At 66.4% G+C, this 17,783-nt stretch carries 15 protein-coding genes; 3 read left to right on the top strand and 12 right to left on the bottom strand.

The window, feature by feature from the left end; genetic code table 11:
- Positions 1 to 137: 137 nt before the first annotated feature.
- Positions 138 to 587 carry a MarR family winged helix-turn-helix transcriptional regulator gene (locus AC1D2F_RS13500; RefSeq protein ID WP_229995911.1) on the top strand — a complete coding sequence of 150 codons (450 nt, stop codon included), beginning with the start codon at positions 138 to 140 and terminating at the stop codon, positions 585 to 587.
- 83 nt (positions 588 to 670) lie between these two features.
- Here AC1D2F_RS13500 and AC1D2F_RS13495 read toward each other — a convergent pair whose 3' ends face one another.
- From AC1D2F_RS13495 to AC1D2F_RS13455, 9 genes are all read right to left on the bottom strand, one after another.
- Positions 671 to 2,182, bottom strand: a complete 1,512-nt coding sequence (locus tag AC1D2F_RS13495; RefSeq protein ID WP_476966929.1) for a sugar porter family MFS transporter — start codon at positions 2,180 to 2,182, stop codon at positions 671 to 673.
- Positions 2,179 to 3,054, bottom strand: a complete 876-nt coding sequence (locus tag AC1D2F_RS13490; RefSeq protein WP_476966928.1) for a sugar phosphate isomerase/epimerase family protein — start codon at positions 3,052 to 3,054, stop codon at positions 2,179 to 2,181. Before AC1D2F_RS13490 ends, AC1D2F_RS13495 begins: the two co-directional genes overlap by 4 nt.
- An 83-nt stretch (positions 3,055 to 3,137) precedes the next feature.
- Positions 3,138 to 4,151: a Gfo/Idh/MocA family protein gene (locus AC1D2F_RS13485; RefSeq protein ID WP_476966927.1), complete on the bottom strand. Its 1,014-nt coding sequence runs from the start codon at positions 4,149 to 4,151 to the stop codon at positions 3,138 to 3,140.
- Positions 4,152 to 4,169: 18 nt separating this feature from the next.
- Entirely contained in the window at positions 4,170 to 5,081 is a 912-nt protein-coding gene (locus tag AC1D2F_RS13480; RefSeq protein WP_476966926.1) for a sugar phosphate isomerase/epimerase family protein, read from the bottom strand.
- Positions 5,082 to 5,286: 205 nt separating this feature from the next.
- A complete protein-coding gene (locus tag AC1D2F_RS13475) occupies positions 5,287 to 6,819 on the bottom strand; it encodes a CoA-acylating methylmalonate-semialdehyde dehydrogenase (RefSeq protein ID WP_476966925.1) in 1,533 nt (510 codons plus the stop codon).
- A 37-nt stretch (positions 6,820 to 6,856) separates the two neighbouring features.
- Positions 6,857 to 8,785 carry a 3D-(3,5/4)-trihydroxycyclohexane-1,2-dione acylhydrolase (decyclizing) gene (iolD, locus tag AC1D2F_RS13470; RefSeq protein WP_476966924.1) on the bottom strand — a complete coding sequence of 643 codons (1,929 nt, stop codon included), beginning with the start codon at positions 8,783 to 8,785 and terminating at the stop codon, positions 6,857 to 6,859.
- A gap of 39 nt (positions 8,786 to 8,824) precedes the next feature.
- A complete protein-coding gene (locus AC1D2F_RS13465; RefSeq protein WP_364747600.1) occupies positions 8,825 to 9,805 on the bottom strand; it encodes a Cgl0159 family (beta/alpha)8-fold protein in 981 nt (326 codons plus the stop codon).
- Positions 9,802 to 10,803 (bottom strand): 5-dehydro-2-deoxygluconokinase, encoded by a 1,002-nt coding sequence (gene iolC, locus AC1D2F_RS13460; RefSeq protein ID WP_476966923.1) that lies wholly within the window; start codon positions 10,801 to 10,803, stop codon positions 9,802 to 9,804. The genes AC1D2F_RS13465 and iolC overlap by 4 nt, the downstream gene beginning before the upstream one ends.
- A gap of 213 nt (positions 10,804 to 11,016) precedes the next feature.
- A complete protein-coding gene (locus AC1D2F_RS13455; protein ID WP_364747598.1) occupies positions 11,017 to 11,421 on the bottom strand; it encodes a tautomerase family protein in 405 nt (134 codons plus the stop codon).
- A 269-nt stretch (positions 11,422 to 11,690) separates the two neighbouring features.
- Between AC1D2F_RS13455 and AC1D2F_RS13450 the strand changes: the two genes are divergently transcribed.
- Positions 11,691 to 12,053: an ArsR/SmtB family transcription factor gene (locus AC1D2F_RS13450; RefSeq protein WP_476966922.1), complete on the top strand. Its 363-nt coding sequence runs from the start codon at positions 11,691 to 11,693 to the stop codon at positions 12,051 to 12,053.
- The gene (locus tag AC1D2F_RS13445; RefSeq protein WP_476966921.1) at positions 12,050 to 12,532 is read left to right on the top strand and encodes an SRPBCC family protein; all 483 of its coding nucleotides are present in this window, start codon (positions 12,050 to 12,052) and stop codon (positions 12,530 to 12,532) included. Before AC1D2F_RS13450 ends, AC1D2F_RS13445 begins: the two co-directional genes overlap by 4 nt.
- 196 nt (positions 12,533 to 12,728) lie before the next feature.
- Here the strand turns inward: AC1D2F_RS13445 and sucD are convergent, their stop codons facing one another.
- The 3 genes from sucD to pcrA all read right to left on the bottom strand — a co-directional run bounded on the left by sucD (position 12,729) and on the right by pcrA (position 17,731).
- Positions 12,729 to 13,631 carry a succinate--CoA ligase subunit alpha gene (gene sucD, locus AC1D2F_RS13440; protein ID WP_018776033.1) on the bottom strand — a complete coding sequence of 301 codons (903 nt, stop codon included), beginning with the start codon at positions 13,629 to 13,631 and terminating at the stop codon, positions 12,729 to 12,731.
- A 12-nt stretch (positions 13,632 to 13,643) separates the two neighbouring features.
- Positions 13,644 to 14,813 carry an ADP-forming succinate--CoA ligase subunit beta gene (sucC, locus tag AC1D2F_RS13435; protein WP_476966920.1) on the bottom strand — a complete coding sequence of 390 codons (1,170 nt, stop codon included), beginning with the start codon at positions 14,811 to 14,813 and terminating at the stop codon, positions 13,644 to 13,646.
- Positions 14,814 to 15,217: 404 nt separating this feature from the next.
- Positions 15,218 to 17,731, bottom strand: coding sequence for a DNA helicase PcrA (gene pcrA, locus AC1D2F_RS13430; RefSeq protein WP_414645543.1), 2,514 nt, complete (start codon positions 17,729 to 17,731; stop codon positions 15,218 to 15,220).
- Positions 17,732 to 17,783: the final 52 nt, after the last annotated feature.

The raw sequence follows: 17,783 nt of genomic DNA, 5'->3' as shown, positions 1-17,783 counted from the left end.
TGGGGTATGGCGCGTAAGCTAGTAGTTGCAGACGCGTTATTTATTGTTGCACAAGCAGATACAGCGCGCAAGCAACTATTATTTGATGTGCCCGGCAGCACCCCGCCGGGCACACGAGCTGAAGGGAAACACACCTGATGGGCATCAAGGACGACGCCGTCGAGGTCCGGGCGCAAGGCTGGCGGACCCTGGCGGCCCTGCACGGGCTGATCGAGGCCGAGCTGGAGCGTTCCCTGCAGGCCGAGGCGCAGCTCTCCGTGGTGGAATACACCGTGCTGGACGCGCTGAGCCGGCAGGACGGCTGGCATATGCGGATGCAGCAGCTGGCCCGCGCCACCGCGTTGAGCGCGAGCGCCACCACGCGCCTGGTCAACAGGCTCGAAGACCGCGGGCTGCTGACCCGGATCCTGTGCGCGGATGACCGCCGCGGGATCTACACCGAGCTCACTCCCAGCGGCATCACGTTGCTCGAGCAGAGCAGGCCGGTCCACGACGCCACGCTGGAGCGGGCACTGGCCGAGGCCCAGGAGGTGCCGGAACTGGCGCCGCTGGTCGACGCCCTCCCCCGCCTGCACGCCGCGCTCTAGCTCTGCACCCCCGCGCGGGAACGCAGAAAGCACGCAGAAAGCCCCGCCCCGGAACGAACCCGGCGGGGCTTGCTGCGTTGGAGCTAGGCGGTGGCGGGTTCCCTGGCGGCCGCCTGTTTGAAGAAGTGTTCCAGGTCTTCCAGGCTCTGGTCCTTGGTCTCCGGGACCACGCGCTTGACCCAGACGATGGCTGCCAGCTGGAGCCCGACGAAGATGAAGAACGTCGCGGAGACGCCAATCCAGGACACCATCTGCGGGAAGAAGAACCCGATCAGGAAGTTGATCATCCACAGTACGAAGACACAGATGCCCATGGCAATGCCGCGGACATGCAGCGGGAAGATCTCGGCCATGGTCAGCCACGTCACGGTGCCGATGCACGACTGCATCGAGGCGAGGAACGTCACCATGAACAGCAGCACCAGATAGCCGCGAAGGATGCCTTCCGGGATGAGCATGGAGATGATGCCGATGGCCAGCAAGGATCCTGCCGTGCCGGTCAGGCCAGCGATCAGCATGGACTTCCGGGGCATGCGCGACATGAGGGACATCCCGACGACGACGGCGGCCACCGAGGTCACGCCGTTGACGACGTTGGCGATCAGGGCGCCTTGGTCGCCGAAGCCGGAGCTCGAGAGGATGGTGGTGCCGTAGTACATGATGGCGTTGACGCCGCTGATCTGGTTGATCACGGCCATGCCCAGTCCGACGACGAAGATCCGCCGGATCCACGGCACCGTGAGGTCACGGAAGGTGCCGAGCTTGGATTGGTAGTCCTCCCTGGCGGCCTGCCGGACCTCATCGAACTCGGGGGAAACGTCCTCCGCGGTGCGCGTCCGGCTCAGCACCTCCAGGACTTCCCCGAATCGGCCGGCCGATGCCAGCCAGCGCGGGCTTTCCGGCAGCAGCAGCATGCCAAGCCACAGCACGACAGCCGGCAGCGTGGCAATGACCAGCATCCACCGCCACACGTGCGAGGCCTCCGGGAAGGCATTGCCCAGCACGGCGTTGAACGTGAAGGCAAGGAACTGTCCGGTGACCATCATGAGCTCGTTCTGTGTCACGATTCGTCCGCGTTGGGCCGCCGGGGACATTTCGGCCAGGTAGACCGGGACGATCACCGACGCCCCGCCGACCGCAAGGCCGAGAAGGGTGCGGGAGGCGACGAGCAGTTCGGTGCTGGGCGAGAGCGAGCAGGCGATGGTGGCCACCGCAAAGATTATCGCGAGCCCCATGATGGTCCTGCGCCGGCCGAAGCGGTCCGACAGCCTGCCCGCCGAGATGGCGCCGAAGGCCGCGCCGAACAGCAGGGTGGAGGTCACCAGCCCCTCGGTCAGCGGGGTGAGGCCGAGGTCCCGCTGCATGAACGGCAGGGCACCGTTGATGACGCCGGTGTCGTAACCGAAGAGGAGGCCGCCAAACGTGGAAAAGAGCGCCACGCGTCGCATGTACCTCTTGGGATTCGAGGCGCCACCGGCAGTCCGGGCCGCCTTTGCCTGGCCCGCAGAATCAGATGCTGCCGCGGGCGGAACTGAGTTTGGCGCCGTTCTGTCGGACTCTGTGATGTCGTACGACGTTCTGTCGGGCGCCGTCATAGGCTGACCTTCTGGATCTGCTGCTTCATGGTCTCCAGCTGGTACCGGGAGACGTCAGCGGCGTTGTCGTCCTCGGCGAAAACGCTGGACACCATCACCGTGTCGTCACGGTCGAGGAAGCCGATCTCCTGCAGGCCGCCGAAGAACTCGTCCCAGTTGACGTCGCCGTCGCCGATTTTCAGGTGCTGGTGCACCCGGACGGGGTTGCCGGGCGGGTTGGTGATGTAGCGCAGTCCGTGCGAGGCGTGGTGGTCCATTGTGTCGGCGACGTGGACCAGACGCAGCTTGTCGCCGGCGGCCCGCATGATCTCCAGCGGTGCGTTCTTCATGTGGAAGCTGTGCGAGGCCACGTAGACCAGGCCCACATTCTTCGAGTTCAGCCCGCGGATCACCCGGATCGCGGCCAGGCCCTCCTCGACGAAGTCGTCCGGGTGGGGATCGATCAGCAGGTCGATCCCCTCCCGTTCGATGATGGGGAGCAGCTCCTCCATGGAGCGGTAGAAGGCCCGCTCGGATTCTTCGGCCTTCTCCGGCCGGCCGCTGAACTCCGTGTTCATGGTGCTCACACCGAGGTCCACGGTGATCTGGATGGCGCGCTTCCAGTAGCGGACGGCGGCCTCGCGGGCGTCCTCGTCCGGCCCGGACCAGCGCAGCACGGGCAGCACCGACGCGATTTCGATTCCCGCGTCCTTGCAGGCCGCCTTCAGCTTGCCCACGAGCTCGTCGTCGGCCTTCGGGTGGTTGAAGAAGGGGATGAAATCGGCGTGCGGGGTCATCTGCATGTACTTGTAGCCGAGGTCGGCCACCACGCGCGGGAACTCGAGTAGTCCGTGGCTGTGGTGGARCGGGGTGGGGTCAAGGGCGATTTTCACGGTGAACACTCCATTGTGGATCTGGCGGACGCGCGGCCGGCCGGCGCCGTCTTAGCAGTAGAGGGCGCCGGCCGGCAGGGTTCCTAGCGGTAAAGGGCGGGCTTGGCGTTGAGCTTCACGGCGACCTTTTCGCCGTTCTTCTGCGCCTCGACTCCGGCCTCGCAGCAGGCGGCCGTGGCGTAGCCGTCCCAGGCGGTGGGGCCGCCGATCTCATCGCGCAGGGCCGCGTCCACCCAGGACTGGATTTCGACGTCGTACGCTGCACCGAAGCGTTCCTCGAAGCCGGGGGTGACCTCGCCGCCCCAGCGGCCGCAGCTGCGGGTGTACGGGCCCTTGTCCCCGCCGATGCTGACGATGCCGTCCTCGAAGGAAGCCTGGGTGGCCACCTCGTAGCCGAACTTCGCGTTGACGTAGATCTCGACGTCGGCCAGAACACCGGACTCGGTCTCAATCAGTACGTGCTGCGGGTCGTGCTGCCCGGCCGGCGCGTTCCGTGTGGCCTTGCCGAGGCGGACCTGGACCGAGGTGATTTCCTCGCCGGTGAAATAGCGGATGGCGTCGAATTCGTGCACCACGGAGTCGTTGATCAGCATCTCGTTGGTGAAGCCCGCCGGGGTGGTGGGGTTCCGGTGCTGGTGGTGCAGCATGAGCAGCTCACCGAGTTCGGAGTCGCGGATGATCTTGCCAAGCGCGGCGTATTCGGCGTCGAAGCGGCGCATGAAGCCGACCTGGATGCGTTTGCGGCCCAGCTTCTGCTCGGCCTCGACAACCTTCCAGGAGGACGTGGCGTCCGGGGTGAGCGGCTTCTCGCAGAGGATCGGGATGTCCTTGGCGATCGCCTTGAGCAGGATGTCCTCGTGCAGGAAGCCGGGGGTGGCGATCAGCACGGCGTTGACGTCGCCGTTGTTGAGGGCTTCCTCGGCGTCGGCCAGGGCAACGGCGCCCGGGATGCCCTCGATGGCGGCCTGCGCCCGGGCGAGGTCGACGTCAACGACGGCGGCGACTTCCGCGCCGTGGATGCGGGTGCTGAGCCGCTGGATGTGGTCTGCGCCCATACGGCCGGCGCCGATGACGGCCACGCGGAGGATCTTTGTCATGGTGGGTTCCTTCGGGTTCTAGTTGACGGCGGTGCGGGAGCCGCAGGAGAGCAGGTAGTTGCGGGTGCGCTTGGCGATCGGCATCGGAACGTCGAAGGCCACGGGGTACATGTCCTGTTCCACAATGCCAAAGATCGGCCGGTTCAGGGCCTCCACGGCTTCGATGACGGCGCGCAGGTCCGGCAGGCCGTTCGGCGGTTCGGTCATGACGCCGGCCAGGTTGGCGGCGGCCCAGGTCATGTTTTCGGCGTTGACCTTTTTGAGGATGTCCGGGTTGATCTGCTTCAGGTGCAGGTAGCCGATCCGGTCCGGGTAGTTCTTGATCAGCTCAAGGCTGGAGGCCCCGCAGTATTCGGCGTGGCCGGTGTCCAGGCAGAGGTTGAGGTACTTGGCCTCCGTTGCGGCGAGCAGGGTTTCGATGTCCTCCTGCGCGCCGACGTGGGAGTCGGCATGCGAGTGGAACTGCTGCTTCAGGCCGAAGTCCTCCAGCAGTGTCTTGCCCAGGCGGTTGTGGCCTATGAAGAGGTCGCTCCACGCCTTTTCGGTGAGCTCGCCGCTCTCAACGGCTTCCCCGGTGACGTCGTCGCGCCACATGGCCGGGATGACCACGATGTGTTCCCCGCCCATCGCTGCCGTGAGTTCGGCGACCTTGCGGGCCGGTTCCCACGCGGTGTCCCACTGGTCCAGGCCGCGGTGGAAGGACGTGAACACGGTGCCGGCCGAGATCTTCAGGTCACGCTGTTTGAGCTCTTCGGCGAGGCGGGCCGGATCGGTGGGGAGGTAGCCGTAAGGGCCCAGCTCGATCCACTTGTAGCCGGATTCGGCGACCTCGTCGAGGAAGCGTTCCCACGGGGTCTGCTTGGGGTCATCCGGGAACCAGACGCCCCAGGAGTCCGGCGCGGTGCCAATGATCAGCTTGTTGTCAGTCATTCCGATTCCTTCTCATCGATTGCTCCGCAAGTGCCCTTTTGGACGTTCAAAACGGCGGCTACGGAGCAGTCGATCGTGGTTGTTGGGTGGGCCCACGCCGCCAGCGGTTCCCTGGCCGTGGGGCCCCACCGGCGAGGGCCCCTGCCTGAGCTTGCGAAGGCTGGGAGCCGGTGGGGACTTGCGAGGCCAGGGTGGCGGTGGGGAGTCAGTTGGAGGGGAAGTTGTAGGAGGCGCCGGAGGCGTGGGTGGGTTCGGGCCACCGGGAGGTGACCACCTTGCCGCGGGTGTAGAAGGACACGCCCTCGGGGCCGTAGATGTGCTTGTCGCCGAAGAGCGAGGCCTTCCAGCCGCCGAAGGAGTGGTATGCCACGGGCACGGGCAGCGGGACGTTGATGCCGATCATGCCCACGGTGACGGAGCGCTGGAACTTCCGCGCCGCGGCGCCGGAGGAGGTGAAGATCGCGGTGCCGTTGCCGTAGGGGTTGGCGTTGATCAGGGCGATGCCGGCGTCGAGGTCCTCCACGCGGACCACCACGAGGACGGGTCCGAAGATTTCCTCGGTGTAGGCGGTCATTTCGGTCTTGACGTGGTCCAGGACGGTGGGGCCGACCCAGAAGCCGTCTTCGTGGCCGGGGACCACGAGGTCGCGGCCGTCCACCACCATGGCGGCGCCGGCCGTTTCGGCTTCGGTGACGATCTTCACGATCCGTTCCTTGGACGCCGGCGTGATGACCGGTCCCATGTCCGCGCCCGGCGCGGTGCCGTTGTTGACCTTGACGGCCAGGGCACGCTCTTCGACCTTCTTGACCAGCAGGTCGGCTGCTTCACCGACGGCGACGGCGACCGAGATGGCCATGCAGCGCTCGCCGGCGGAGCCGAAGGCCGCGGCGGCGAGGTGGTCGGCGGCATTGTCGAGGTCGGCGTCGGGCAGGATGATCGCGTGGTTCTTCGCCCCGCCCAGGGCCTGGACCCGCTTGCCGTGGGCGGTGGCGGTCTCGTGGACGTACCGGGCGATCGGGGTGGAGCCGACGAAGGAGATGCCGTCCACGTCCGGGTGGGTCAGCAGGCCGTCGACCGTTTCCTTGTCGCCGTGCAGGACCTGGAAGACGCCGTCGGGCAGGCCCGCGTCCTTCCACAGCTTGGCGAGCAGCATGGAGGCGGAGGGGTCGCGCTCGGAGGGCTTGAGGATGAAGGCGTTGCCGGTGGCGATCGCCATCGGGGCCATCCACAGCGGGACCATGACCGGGAAGTTGAACGGGGTGATGCCGGCGACGACGCCGAGGGGCTCGCGGAAGGAGAAGACGTCAATGCCGGTGGAGACCTGGTCCGAGTAGTCGCCCTTGAGCAGCTGCGGGATGCCGCAGGCGAATTCGATGACCTCGAGGCCGCGGCCAATCTCGCCCTTGGCATCGGAGAGGACCTTGCCGTGCTCGGCGGTGATCAGTTCGGCGAGCTCGTCCACGTGGGCTGCGACGAGTTCGCGGAACTTGAACAGCACGGCGGTGCGCTTGGCCAGGGAGATGTCGCCCCAGGAATCGGCAGCTTTGCGGGCCGCGGCGACGGTGGCGTCGAGATCTTCACGGTTGGCCAGCCGCAACTCTGCGGAGATGGCGCCGGTGGCGGGGTTGTAGACGGGCTGGGTGCGGGTGCCCACGCCTGCGGTTTCGGCGCCGTTGATGAAGTGGTGGATGGTTTTGGTGCTCTGGTCAGTGGTGCTCTGGTGCGTGGTGGTAGTCATGGGACTCTTCCTTGAGTGGTTGAAGTTCGAGGGGGGATCAGCCGAGCAGCTTGCGCTGGCGGCTCTTGTGGTCGGTGTAGGTCTGGAAGGCCTGTTTCGTGGAGTCGAGCTCGGAGACCTGGGAGACCGGAACGTCCCACCAGGACTCGGAGCTGGGCGCATCCAGCAGCGGGTCGGATTCGACGTGGATGACGATCGGGCCGCCGCGTTCGGGGGCGGCCTTGGCGTCGCGGATGGCCTGTTCGAGCTCCGCGATGACCTTCTCCCCCGGTTCGATCCGGATCACCTTCACGCCGAGGCTTTCGGCGTTCAGGGCCAGGTCCACCGGGAGCCGGTCGCCGTCGTCGAAGCTGTGCTGCTCCTCGTCCAGGGCGCGGTACTGGGTGCCGAAGCGCTGGGAGCCGAGGGACTCGGAGAGCGAGCCGATCGAGGCGTAGCCGTGGTTCTGGATCAGGACCACGATCAGCTTGATCCGCTCGGCGACGGCGGTGACGAGTTCGGTGTGCATCATCAGGTAGGAACCGTCCCCCACCATCACGACGACGTCGCGCTGCGCCCCGCCCTTCGCGGCCTCGGCCAGGGTTGCGCGCTTGACGCCGAGGCCGCCCGGGATCTCGTAGCCCATGCAGGAGTAGGCGTATTCGACGTGGTAGCCGAACGGGTCCCGGACGCGCCACATCTTGTGCAGGTCACCGGGCAGGGAACCGGCGGCGCAGATGACGACGTCCTGGGCGTCCATGGCGCGGTTGGTGGCGCCGATGATCTCGTTCTGCGCCGGCAGGGGCGTGAAGCGGGTGTCGAAAGCCTCGTCCACGGTGGCGTCCCAGCGCTTCTTCTCGTTCGCGATCTGCTGCTCGAGGTCCGCGCCGATCCGGTAGCCGCCGAGGGCCTGGTTCAGCTTCACCAAGGCCTTGCGGGCGTCCGCCACGATCGGCAGCGAGGTGCCGTGCTTGTAGGCGTCGATCGCGGCGACGTTGATGTTGATGAACTTAACGTCCGGGTTCTGGAACGCCGTCCGGGACGCGGTGGTGAAGTCCTCGTACCGGGTGCCGATGCCGATGATCAGGTCCGCTTCGGCGGCGATGGCGTTCGCCGCCGTCGTGCCGGTGGAGCCGATCGCGCCGAGGGAGAACTTGTGGTCCCAGGGCAGGACGCCGACGCCGGCCTGGGTGTTGCCCACCGGGATGCCGGTCAGCTCGGCCAACCTGGCGAGTTCCTCGTTGGCGTAGGCGTAGAGCACCCCGCCGCCGGCGATGATCAGCGGGCGTTTGGCGGCACGGATGGCCTCGGCGGCGCGGCGGATGTCCTCGTCGTCGGCGTCCGGACGGCGGATCCGCCATTCGCGTTCGGCCAGGAACTCCTCGGGCACGTCGAAGGCCTCGGCCTGGACGTCCTGGGGCAGCGAGATCGTGACCGCGCCGGTCTCGGCCGGGTCGGTGAGGACGCGGAGGCCGTGGTGGAACGCGGAGAACAGCTGCTCGGGCCGGGAGACGCGGTCAAAGAACTTGGACAGCGGACGGAAGGCATCGTTGACGGTGATGTCGTAGGCGTAGGGCTGTTCGAGCTGTTGCAGCACGGGGTCTGCGGCGCGGGTGGCGAACGTGTCACTCGGCAGCAGCAGGACGGGCAGCCGGTTGGTGGTGGCCAGCGCCGCGCCGGTGAGCAGGTTCGAGGAACCCGGGCCGATCGAGGTGCTGATCGCGAAGGTCTGGCGGCGCCGGGTGTGGCGGGCGAAGCCGACGGCCTGGTGGGACTGGGCCTGTTCGTTGCGGCCCTGGTAGTAAGGCATGATCGTCGGATCGAGCTGCTGGTACTGCTTGAGGGCCTGGCCGACGCCGGCAACGTTGCCGTGGCCAAAGATGCCGAACGTGCCCGGAATCAGGCGTTCCCGGAAGTCCTGGCCGCCGACCGAATCGACGGTGTACTGCTTGGACAGGTATTCGACGACGGCCTGGGCGACCGTCATCCTGCGTGTTCCTGGTGCAGTGCTGATTCCCATGGGAAGTTACTCCGATACTTCTTCGGTGCGGGTGGATTCGGTGTGGCCTGGCTTCGTGCGCGTGGATTCGGTGTGGTGCAGCAGCGAGGCAGCGGTTGCCACGGCTCCGGCGACGTCACCGTCCTGCGGGTAGAGCAGCGTCCGGCCCACGGTCAGGCCCTGGACGCCGGGCAAGGCGAGGGCGGCCTGCCAGCTGGAGAACACGTCGTCCTGGCTGCCCTCCGGGTCTCCGCCCAGGAGCACGGTGGGCATGGTGGTGGACGCCATGACGCGTTCCATCTCGGCCACCACGGGGAGCTTCATCCAGGTGTAGGCGCTGCTCGCGCCGAGGCCTTCGGCGATGGCGACTGACTTGATGACGGCGTTGGTGGAGAGGTCATTGCGGACCTTGCCGTTCTCGCGGACGGAGAGGAACGGCTCCACCATGGCGATCAGCTTGCGCTCTGCGAGGGAGTCGATCGCCCTCGCGGTCGCTTCGAGGGTGGCTACCGTGTCCGGATCGCCGAGGCAGATGCGGGTGAGCATCTTGCCGCCGTCGGCGCCCAGGGCCTGGAGCGCGGCCGCGGTGTGGCCGGTAAAGCGGTCATCGAATTCGTTCACCAGGCCTGAGAGGCCGCCGCGGTTCATCGAGCCGAAGAGCAGCTTGCCTTCGAGCGCGCCGAGCAGGAGCAGATCGTCCATGATGTCCGGCGAGGCCAGGACACCGTCCACGTCCGGGTTGGCCAGGGCAATCTGCAGGCGGTCCAGGAGTTGGCGGCGGTCGGCCATGGCCACGGGATCATTGCCGACCGCGAGGGCCCCGCGGGCGGGGTGGTCGGCCGCGACGATGAAGTTCTGCCGATGGGCCCTGACGCCGGGGTGGCGGCGGCGTGCCTTGGCGGCGCGCGCAATCGCTTCCGGGTCTTCGAGCCGGATGATGCTCAGGTGCTCGTAGCGGCGGGGATCATCGTTCACCGCGAGGGCGGCGGAGGCGGTGTGGACACTCACAGTATTGCTCCTTCGGTGGCGTAGGTGCCCGGCACGAGGCGGCCGCGTTCGGCGAGCAGGCCGGTGACTTCCTCGGGCGTCGGCATCGCGTCGGCGCAGGACAGGCGGGAGGCGACGAGGGCGCCGGCGGCGTTGGCGAAGTCGAGCACCTGGGCGAGCGGCCAGCCGGAGAGGAGCCCGTGGCAGAAGGCCCCGCCGAAGGAGTCCCCGGCTCCCAGGCCGTTGACGGTTTCCACCGGCACGGGGGCGGAAACCACGCGCTCGGTGCGGGTCTTGGCCATGACCCCTTCCGGGCCCAGCTTCACGACGGCGATTTCGACGCCGGCGGCGAGCAGGCGGTCCGCCTGTTCGTCCGGGGTGCCCTCGCCGACGGCGACGGCGCATTCCTTGTCGTTGCCGATCGCGACTGTGACGTGCGGCAGAATCTTGGCGACCTGCTCCCGGGCTTCTTCCTCGGAGGCCCAGAACATCGGGCGGTAATCGAGGTCCAGGATGGTGAACTGTCCGGGCTTCAAACCGGTGCGGGGCCGCGCCTCGTGGGCCGTGAGATGGGCGGTCCGGCTGGGCTCCTGGCAGAGGCCGGTGACAGTGGACCAGAAGATTCCGGTGTCCCTGATGGCGTCCAGGTCCAGCTCCTCGGCCTTGATCTGCAGGTCCGGCGCCGTGGGAACGCGTCCGTAGAAGTAGAGCGGGAAGTCTTCCGGCGGCTTGATTGCGCAGAACGTGACCGCGGTGGGCCATTCCTTGACCGCCGTGACGAAGGAGTCGTCCACGTTGAACTTGTGCAGTTCGCGGTGCAGGTATTTGCCGAAGGCGTCGTCGCCGGTGCGGGTGATGACGGCGGTGCGGCGGCCATGGCGGGCAGCGGCGACCGCCACGTTGGACGGGGATCCGCCAAGGTACTTTCCGAAGGACATGACATCCTCCAGATCCACCCCGATGTCGTTCGGGTAGATATCAACACTGATGCGCCCGATCGTGAGCAGTTCGTGGGTCACGGTGATCGTGGACCTTTCTGGTGTGAACTCGGTACCTTTGCGCAGCCGGAGCTTCGGTGATTAGGGGCCGGCGTGAGCCGGGCCACAACCACTACTTTGCCTTAGAATCCATGTACTGTCAAAGGTTTGTACTGACATATTTACAACATGACACAGAGGGCTGGAATTGCTCCGTCGCGCCGGTGTCATTGCGGCCGGGGAAGCGCCCTGCGGCTACCTGCCGGGGACTCCAAGTTCGCCGGTGACATACTGGGCCTGCCCGAAGCCGAACGACCAGTCGCCCGCGGTGTTCTCGACATATCCGATGAATACGTCCTCGCCGGCGACCCCCACAGCGGCCAGCCTGTCCGCAATGGCGGCATACAGGGACTGCTTGGTTGGCTGGCTGCGCCCGGCCTGGGTGAATATCTGGATCATCACCACATCCGGCGTCCGCTCGAAGCCGAGCCCGGCATCCTGGGCGACAATCTGCCCGGCGGGGTGTTCCGTCAGCACGTGGAAGTAGTCCCGCTCCGGAATGCCAAATTCGGCCACGATGGCGGCATGGATTCCCTGGCTGAGGCCGCGAAGCTGCTCCGCAGTGCGGCCCTGGTTGACGTCGATTCGCACGAGAGGCACTCGCATCTCCTTCGGTAGTTTGTCCTGACATACTAACAAAGTAATTCGGAGCTGCGCAAGGATTCCGGAGCAGCACACAGCCACGCGGGTCACGCAGCGCCCGTTCCACCAGCCTGGACAGGAGCTAAGGATCCCCGCATTGGGTATTGCGCAGAGGTGAAGCCGGGCGTAGCGTTAACAACCTAAAGGTTGATCAATGAATTCGTTGATTACCGCCCTATGTTGATTACCGCCCTATTCGGCAGACACCGAGGAGGTGGGGACACCAAGTGGATTCCAGCGACGACGGCGAGCTCGACGCGGCGTTCCTGGCCCTCGCCGATCCGGTCCGACGCCGCATCATTGCCCGGCTCAGCCGGGGTCCGGCCACCGTCAATGAACTGGCGGAGCCCTTCGCGATCACCAAGCAGGCGGTCTCGAAACACATCCAGGTCCTCGAGCAGGCGCAGCTTGTCACGCGCACCCGTGACGCCCAGCGCCGGCCTGTGCACCTGAACCCCGCACGGCTGGAAGCGCTCACCGCGTGGATCGATCAGTACCGGCTGGTCCGCGAGCGGCAGTTCCGCAGCCTTGACGCCGTGCTTGAAAATCGCGCCGCCCGAGGCGGCACACAGGCAAAGGATGCATCATGAGCAACGCACTGAAACTGACCATCCCCGAGGGGCTGCCCTTCATTGACTTCGAGCGCGAGTTCGACTTTCCCGTGGCCGAGGTCTTCCGGGCACACAAGGACCCCGAGCTCGTTGCCCAGTGGCTCGGGCCGCGGCAGATGACCATGAGCGTTAGCCATTACGACTTCAGGACAGGCGGCGGCTACCGCTACACCCACACCGCGCCGGACGGCAGCGCGTATGTTTTCAGCGGCGTCTTCCACACCGTCCGCGAGAACGACTTCGCCGTCCAGACCTTCGAGTTCGACGGCTACCCAGATGTGGTGAGCATTGAGTTCCTGACTTTCGAGGACCTCGGCGGTGGCCGTTCGCGGCTCAGCGCCCGCGCGGTCTACCCCAGCATGGAGGCGCGCGATGGCATGGCGCAGTCCGGGATGGAGGGCGGCATGTCCGAAGGCTACGAACGGCTTGAAGAACTCCTCACTGGGGCAAAGGTCTAGGACCGCAGGGGCTGGACCCAAAGACTCAAAAAGTTCGACGGCGGCAGGCGCCTTCGCCGGGAAGGTGGCCTGCCGCCGTCGTACTTAAAGCCGTAGTACTTAAAGAGGCAACGCGGGGTCACTTCGCTGCCCATCCCACCGAGTGGAATGAACCGCAAGTGACCCCGCGTTGCTGTGGTGCTGTGGTGCTTCGGACCTAGAGGGTCGCGAAGACCTCGCGCAGGAGCTTGGCGGTCTCGGACGGCGTCTTGCCGACCTTGACGCCGGCAGCCTCGAGGGCTTCCTTCTTGGCCTGGGCGGTGCCCGCGGAACCCGAAACGATGGCGCCTGCGTGGCCCATGGTCTTGCCTTCCGGAGCGGTGAAGCCGGCCACGTAGCCAACAACCGGCTTCGTGACGTGTGCCTTGATGTAGTCCGCGGCACGCTCTTCGGCGTCGCCACCGATTTCGCCGATCATGACGATCGCCTTGGTCTCCGGGTCGGCCTCGAACGCTTCGAGGGCGTCGATGTGGGTGGTGCCGATGACCGGGTCGCCGCCGATGCCGATGGCGGTGGAGAAGCCGAGGTCGCGCAGTTCGTACATCATCTGGTAGGTCAGGGTGCCCGACTTGGAGACGAGGCCGATGGGGCCCTTGCCCGTGATGTTCGCCGGGGTGATGCCGACGAGCGCCTCACCCGGGGTGATGATGCCGGGGCAGTTCGGTCCGATGATGCGGGTGACCTGCTTGCCGTTGGCGTCGACCTTGGACTGGGCCAGCGCCCAGAACTCGGCGGAGTCCTGGACCGGCACGCCTTCGGTGATGACCACGACGAGGCCGATGCCGGCCTCGATGGCTTCCACGACAGCGTCCTTGGTGAATGCCGGCGGCACGAAGACGATGGAAACGTCAGCGCCGGTCTCCGCCATGGCTTCCTTGACGGTGCCGAAAACGGTGATCTCGGTGTCGCCGTGCAGGACCGTGGTGCCGGCCTTACGGGCGTTGACGCCGCCAACAACGTTGGTGCCGGCCTTGAGCATCAGGGCGGTGTGCTTGGTGCCTTCGCCGCCAGTGATGCCCTGGACGATGACCTTGGAGTCCTTGTTCAGATAAATAGACATAGTCGAGTCCCTCTACTTCGCTGCGTTGGCGAGCTCGGCAGCCTTGTCGGCGCCCTCGTCCATGGTGGCGGCCAGAGTAACCAGCGGGTGGCTGGCCTCGGCCAGGATGCGGCGGCCTTCCTCAACGTTGTTGCCGTCGAGGCGGACTACCAGCGGCTTGTTCGCGGAGTGGCCCAGCTCGGCCAGTGCACCGACGATGCCCTTGGCGACGGCGTCACAGGCGGTGATGCCGCCGAAGACGTTGACGAAGACGGACTTGACTTGCGGGTCGCCCAGGATGACGTCGAGGCCTGCTGCCATGACCTCGGCAGAAGCTCCACCGCCGATGTCCAGGAAGTTGGCGGGCTTGACGTTGCCGTGGTTCTCGCCGGCGTAGGCAACGACGTCGAGGGTGGACATGACCAGGCCGGCACCGTTACCGATGATGCCGACTTCGCCGTCCAGCTTGACGTAGTTGAGGTCCTGCGCCTTGGCCTTGGCCTCGAGGGGGTCAGCAGCGTCCTTGTCTTCAAGGTGAGCGTGCTTGGGGTGGCGGAAGTCGGCGTTCTCGTCGAGGGAGACCTTGCCGTCGAGGGCAACGATGTCACCAGCACCGGTCAGGACCAGCGGGTTGACCTCCACGAGGGTGGCGTCTTCCTTCTTGAAAACGTCCCAGAGCTTCAGGATTACGCTGGCGACCTTGCCGCGCAGTTCCTCAGCGAAGCCTGCGGCGGCGACGATTTCGTCGGCCTTGGCCTGGTCGATGCCTACGGCCGGGTCGATCGAGATCTTGGCCAAGGCTTCGGGGCGCTCAACGGCGAGCTGCTCGATTTCCATGCCGCCTTCAACCGAGCACATGGCCAGGTAGTTGCGGTTGGCCCGATCCAGAAGGACGGAGAAGTAGTATTCCTCAGCGATGTCTGCGCCCTGGGCGATCATCACGCGGTGAACGGTGTGGCCCTTGATGTCCATCCCGAGGATGTTGGTGGAGTGTTCAAACGCTTCGTCAGCGGTCTTCGCGACCTTGACGCCGCCGGCCTTGCCGCGGCCTCCGGCCTTGACCTGCGCCTTTACGACAGTTACGCCGCCGATTTTCTCGGCAGCTGCCTTTGCTTCTTCAGGGGTGTGCGCCACGATGCCAGCAAGCACGGGTACACCGTGCGCCTCGAACATATCGCGCGCCTGATATTCAAACAGGTCCACGGTTTAGTGTCCTTCTACGTCGAAGTAGTTTCTGTACAGCCGGACCCCACGTACTCGCGGTTACCGGGCTGCGGAATAAACGCACCCTGCGACAAGCTTGGAAACGAGCCACACGGCGCAATGCTCCTTTGGGAACTCTAGTCCTTCGATCGGACCAGCCCGTTCCAGAGTACCGGTTATGTGAGTAAGGACACTATTCTATGGAGCGTAGAAAAACCGCTAGAATACGGGGTTTTTGGGGTGTCCGACGGCGTGCCGAAGGCCTGCGCGGCCGTGGCAGATGCGCGTTCGTAACCTCGGCGGGAAGAGGGCGTCGGCGGCCAGAACCGGCTTCCGGTGCCGGCGCGGACTGGCCTCCCGGCTCCGCCGTGCGCGTCCAGCTAGGCGTCCAGCTGCGCGTTCAGCTAGGCGTCCAGCTTGGTCAGCGGTGCGTAACGCAGCAGCAGCCGCTTCTCGCCGACGTCGAACTTCACCTTGGCGACCGTCTTGTCCCCGGCGCCCTCCACCGCCAGGACGGTGCCGTTGCCGAAACTGGTGTGGTTGACCTTGTCCCCCACGCTGACGGCGACGACTTCCTTCTGCGGCTGGACCCGGTTCTTGGCCACCGCGGCGGGAACATCGGCGTTGAAGCCCGCGGACGGGCTGGCACCGGCGCCGCGGGCGGTCCCGGCGCCCCAGAACGATCCGCCGTAGCGGCTGGAACCGATCCCGGCACCGCTACCCCATCCTCCGCTCTGGCGGCTGGCGCCTTCCCGCTTCCATTCGACGAGCTCGGCCGGGATCTCCTCGATGAACTGGCTCGCGGGGTTGTACTGGCTCTGGCCCCACATGCTGCGCACCTCGGAGCGGGTCAGGTACAGCCGTTTCCGGGCCCGGGTCAGGCCCACGTAGGCCAGCCGGCGTTCCTCGGCCAGTTCCTTGGGATCCGTGGCGGAGCGCTGGTGCGGGAACAGCCCGTGCTCCATGCCGGTCAGGAACACGACCGGGAATTCCAGGCCCTTGGCGGTGTGCAGGGTCATCAGGGTGACGACTCCGAGCCGCTTGGCTTCGGCGACGGCGGCCGCCAGGTCTTCGGCGTCACCGCCGGGGGCGTCCGGGATCTGGTCGGCGTCGGCCACGAGGGAGACCTGCTCCAGGAAGGCTCCGAGGGAGCCTTCGGGGTTGTCGCGTTCATATTCGCGGACGACGGCGACCAGCTCGGCGAGGTTTTCCACCCGTGATTCGTCCTGCGGGTCGGTGCTGGAGCGCAGCCCGGCGAGGTAGCCGGTCTGTTCCAGCACGGCTTCCAGCGCCGCGGCCGCGCCGGAGCCGGAGGCCACCTCGGCGAGGTCGTCGAGGAGCTTCACGAAGCCCAGCACGGCGTTGACCGAACGGGTCGCCATGCCGGGGGCCTCCTCGGCGCGCCGCGCGGCGGCCATGAAGGAGGTGCGCTCACGCTCGGCCAGGGCCGCCACGGCACCCTCGGCGCGGTCGCCGATCCCGCGCTTGGGTTCGTTGAGGATGCGGCGGAGGTTGACGTCGTCGTCCGGGTTGACCAGAACCCGCAGGTAGGCGAGGGCGTCCTTGATCTCCTTGCGCTCGTAGAAGCGGGTGCCGCCGACCACCTTGTAGGGCAGGCCCACCCTGACAAGGACGTCCTCGATCGAGCGGGACTGGGCGTTGGTGCGGTAGAAAATGGCGACGTCGCCGGGGCGCAGGTTGCCCTCGTCCTGGAGCCGGTCGATTTCCTTCGCGATGAACTGGGCCTCGTCGTGTTCGTTCTCGCCGACGTAGCCGACGATCTTTTCGCCGTCGCCCTCAGCCGTCCAGAGCCGTTTCTCCGGCCGGTTGGGGTTGCGGGAGATCACCGAGTTGGCGGCGCTGAGGATGGTCTGGGTGGAGCGGTAGTTCTGCTCGAGCTTGATGGTGCGGGCGTCCGGGTAGTCCTTCTCGAACTCCACGATGTTGCGGATGTCCGCGCCGCGGAAGGCGTAGATGGACTGGTCTGAATCGCCGACGACCGTGAGCTCGGCGGCGTCGGGGCCCTCGCCGACGATCTCGCGCACCAGGGCGTACTGGGCGTGGTTGGTGTCCTGGTATTCGTCCACGAGGACGTGCCGGAAGCGGCGCCGGTAGGAGTCGGCGAGCGCCGGGAAGGCCCGGAACATGTAGACGGTCTCGGCAATCAGGTCATCGAAGTCCATCGCGTTGGCCTGGCGCAGGCGCTGGGTGTATCCCTTGAAGACCTCGGCGACGGCCTGCTCGAAGGGATCGTTGTAGTTGGCGCTGGAGGAGTAGCTGTCGGCGTCGATCAGCTCGTTCTTGAGCGCGGAAATCTTGTGCTGGATGGCCTTGGGCGCGAAGCGCTTAGGGTCGAGGTCCAGGTTCTTGGCGACCAGCGTGATCAGGCGCAGCGAGTCCGCGGAGTCGTAGATCGAGAAGTTGGAGTTGAGCCCGACGTTCTTGGCCTCGCGGCGCAGGATCCGGACACAGGAGGAGTGGAAGGTGGAGATCCACATGGTCTTGGCCCGGCCGCCGACCAGCGCCTCGATCCGTTCCCGCATTTCGGCCGCGGCCTTGTTGGTGAAGGTGATGGCCAGGATCTCGCCGTGGTGCGCCCGCCGGGTCGCGATCAGGTAGGCGATGCGGTTGCTGAGCACGCGCGTCTTGCCCGAGCCCGCACCGGCCACAATCAGCAGGGCACTGCCGGCGTGCTTGACCGCTTCCTCCTGCTGGGGGTTCAGCCCTTCCAGAAGTTCGCCGGCGTTCGGGAGCCGCGGGGCGTCCCGGTCCCTCTCGTGGCCGCCCTCGGCGCTGTTTGGGCCCCAGCCGGGAGCGGAACCCACCGCTGCCGCGCCCGTTCCGAGGGACGATTTTGTGGCTGCCGCCGTCCTGGAGGCAGCTTGGAAGGGTCCGTCGGCGTAAGGGTCAAACAACATATCCATGGTGTTAACAAGTCTAGGCGGTGCCACTGACAGCGGCGTCCGCCCC

Source organism: Arthrobacter sp. P1_B3, assembly GCF_056406615.1.
Note: the sequence above shows the minus strand (reverse complement) of the source record. Positions and strands in the feature narration are given on the sequence as shown.

What these genes read in the sequence shown, in the direction of transcription:
- AC1D2F_RS13480 (WP_476966926.1), bottom strand. Translation starts at nt 5,081, where the DNA reads ATGACTGACAACAAGCTGATCATTGGCACCGCGCCGGACTCCTGGGGC.
- AC1D2F_RS13495 (WP_476966929.1), bottom strand. Translation starts at nt 2,182, where the DNA reads ATGACGGCGCCCGACAGAACGTCGTACGACATCACAGAGTCCGACAGA.
- sucD (WP_018776033.1), bottom strand. Translation starts at nt 13,631, where the DNA reads ATGTCTATTTATCTGAACAAGGACTCCAAGGTCATCGTCCAGGGCATC.
- AC1D2F_RS13475 (WP_476966925.1), bottom strand. Translation starts at nt 6,819, where the DNA reads ATGACTACCACCACGCACCAGAGCACCACTGACCAGAGCACCAAAACC.
- iolD (WP_476966924.1), bottom strand. Translation starts at nt 8,785, where the DNA reads ATGACGGTCGCCCAGGCCGTCGTCGAATACCTGTCCAAGCAGTACACC.
- AC1D2F_RS13485 (WP_476966927.1), bottom strand. Translation starts at nt 4,151, where the DNA reads ATGACAAAGATCCTCCGCGTGGCCGTCATCGGCGCCGGCCGTATGGGC.
- pcrA (WP_414645543.1), bottom strand. Translation starts at nt 17,731, where the DNA reads ATGTTGTTTGACCCTTACGCCGACGGACCCTTCCAAGCTGCCTCCAGG.
- AC1D2F_RS13445 (WP_476966921.1), top strand. Translation starts at nt 12,050, where the DNA reads ATGAGCAACGCACTGAAACTGACCATCCCCGAGGGGCTGCCCTTCATT.
- AC1D2F_RS13500 (WP_229995911.1), top strand. Translation starts at nt 138, where the DNA reads ATGGGCATCAAGGACGACGCCGTCGAGGTCCGGGCGCAAGGCTGGCGG.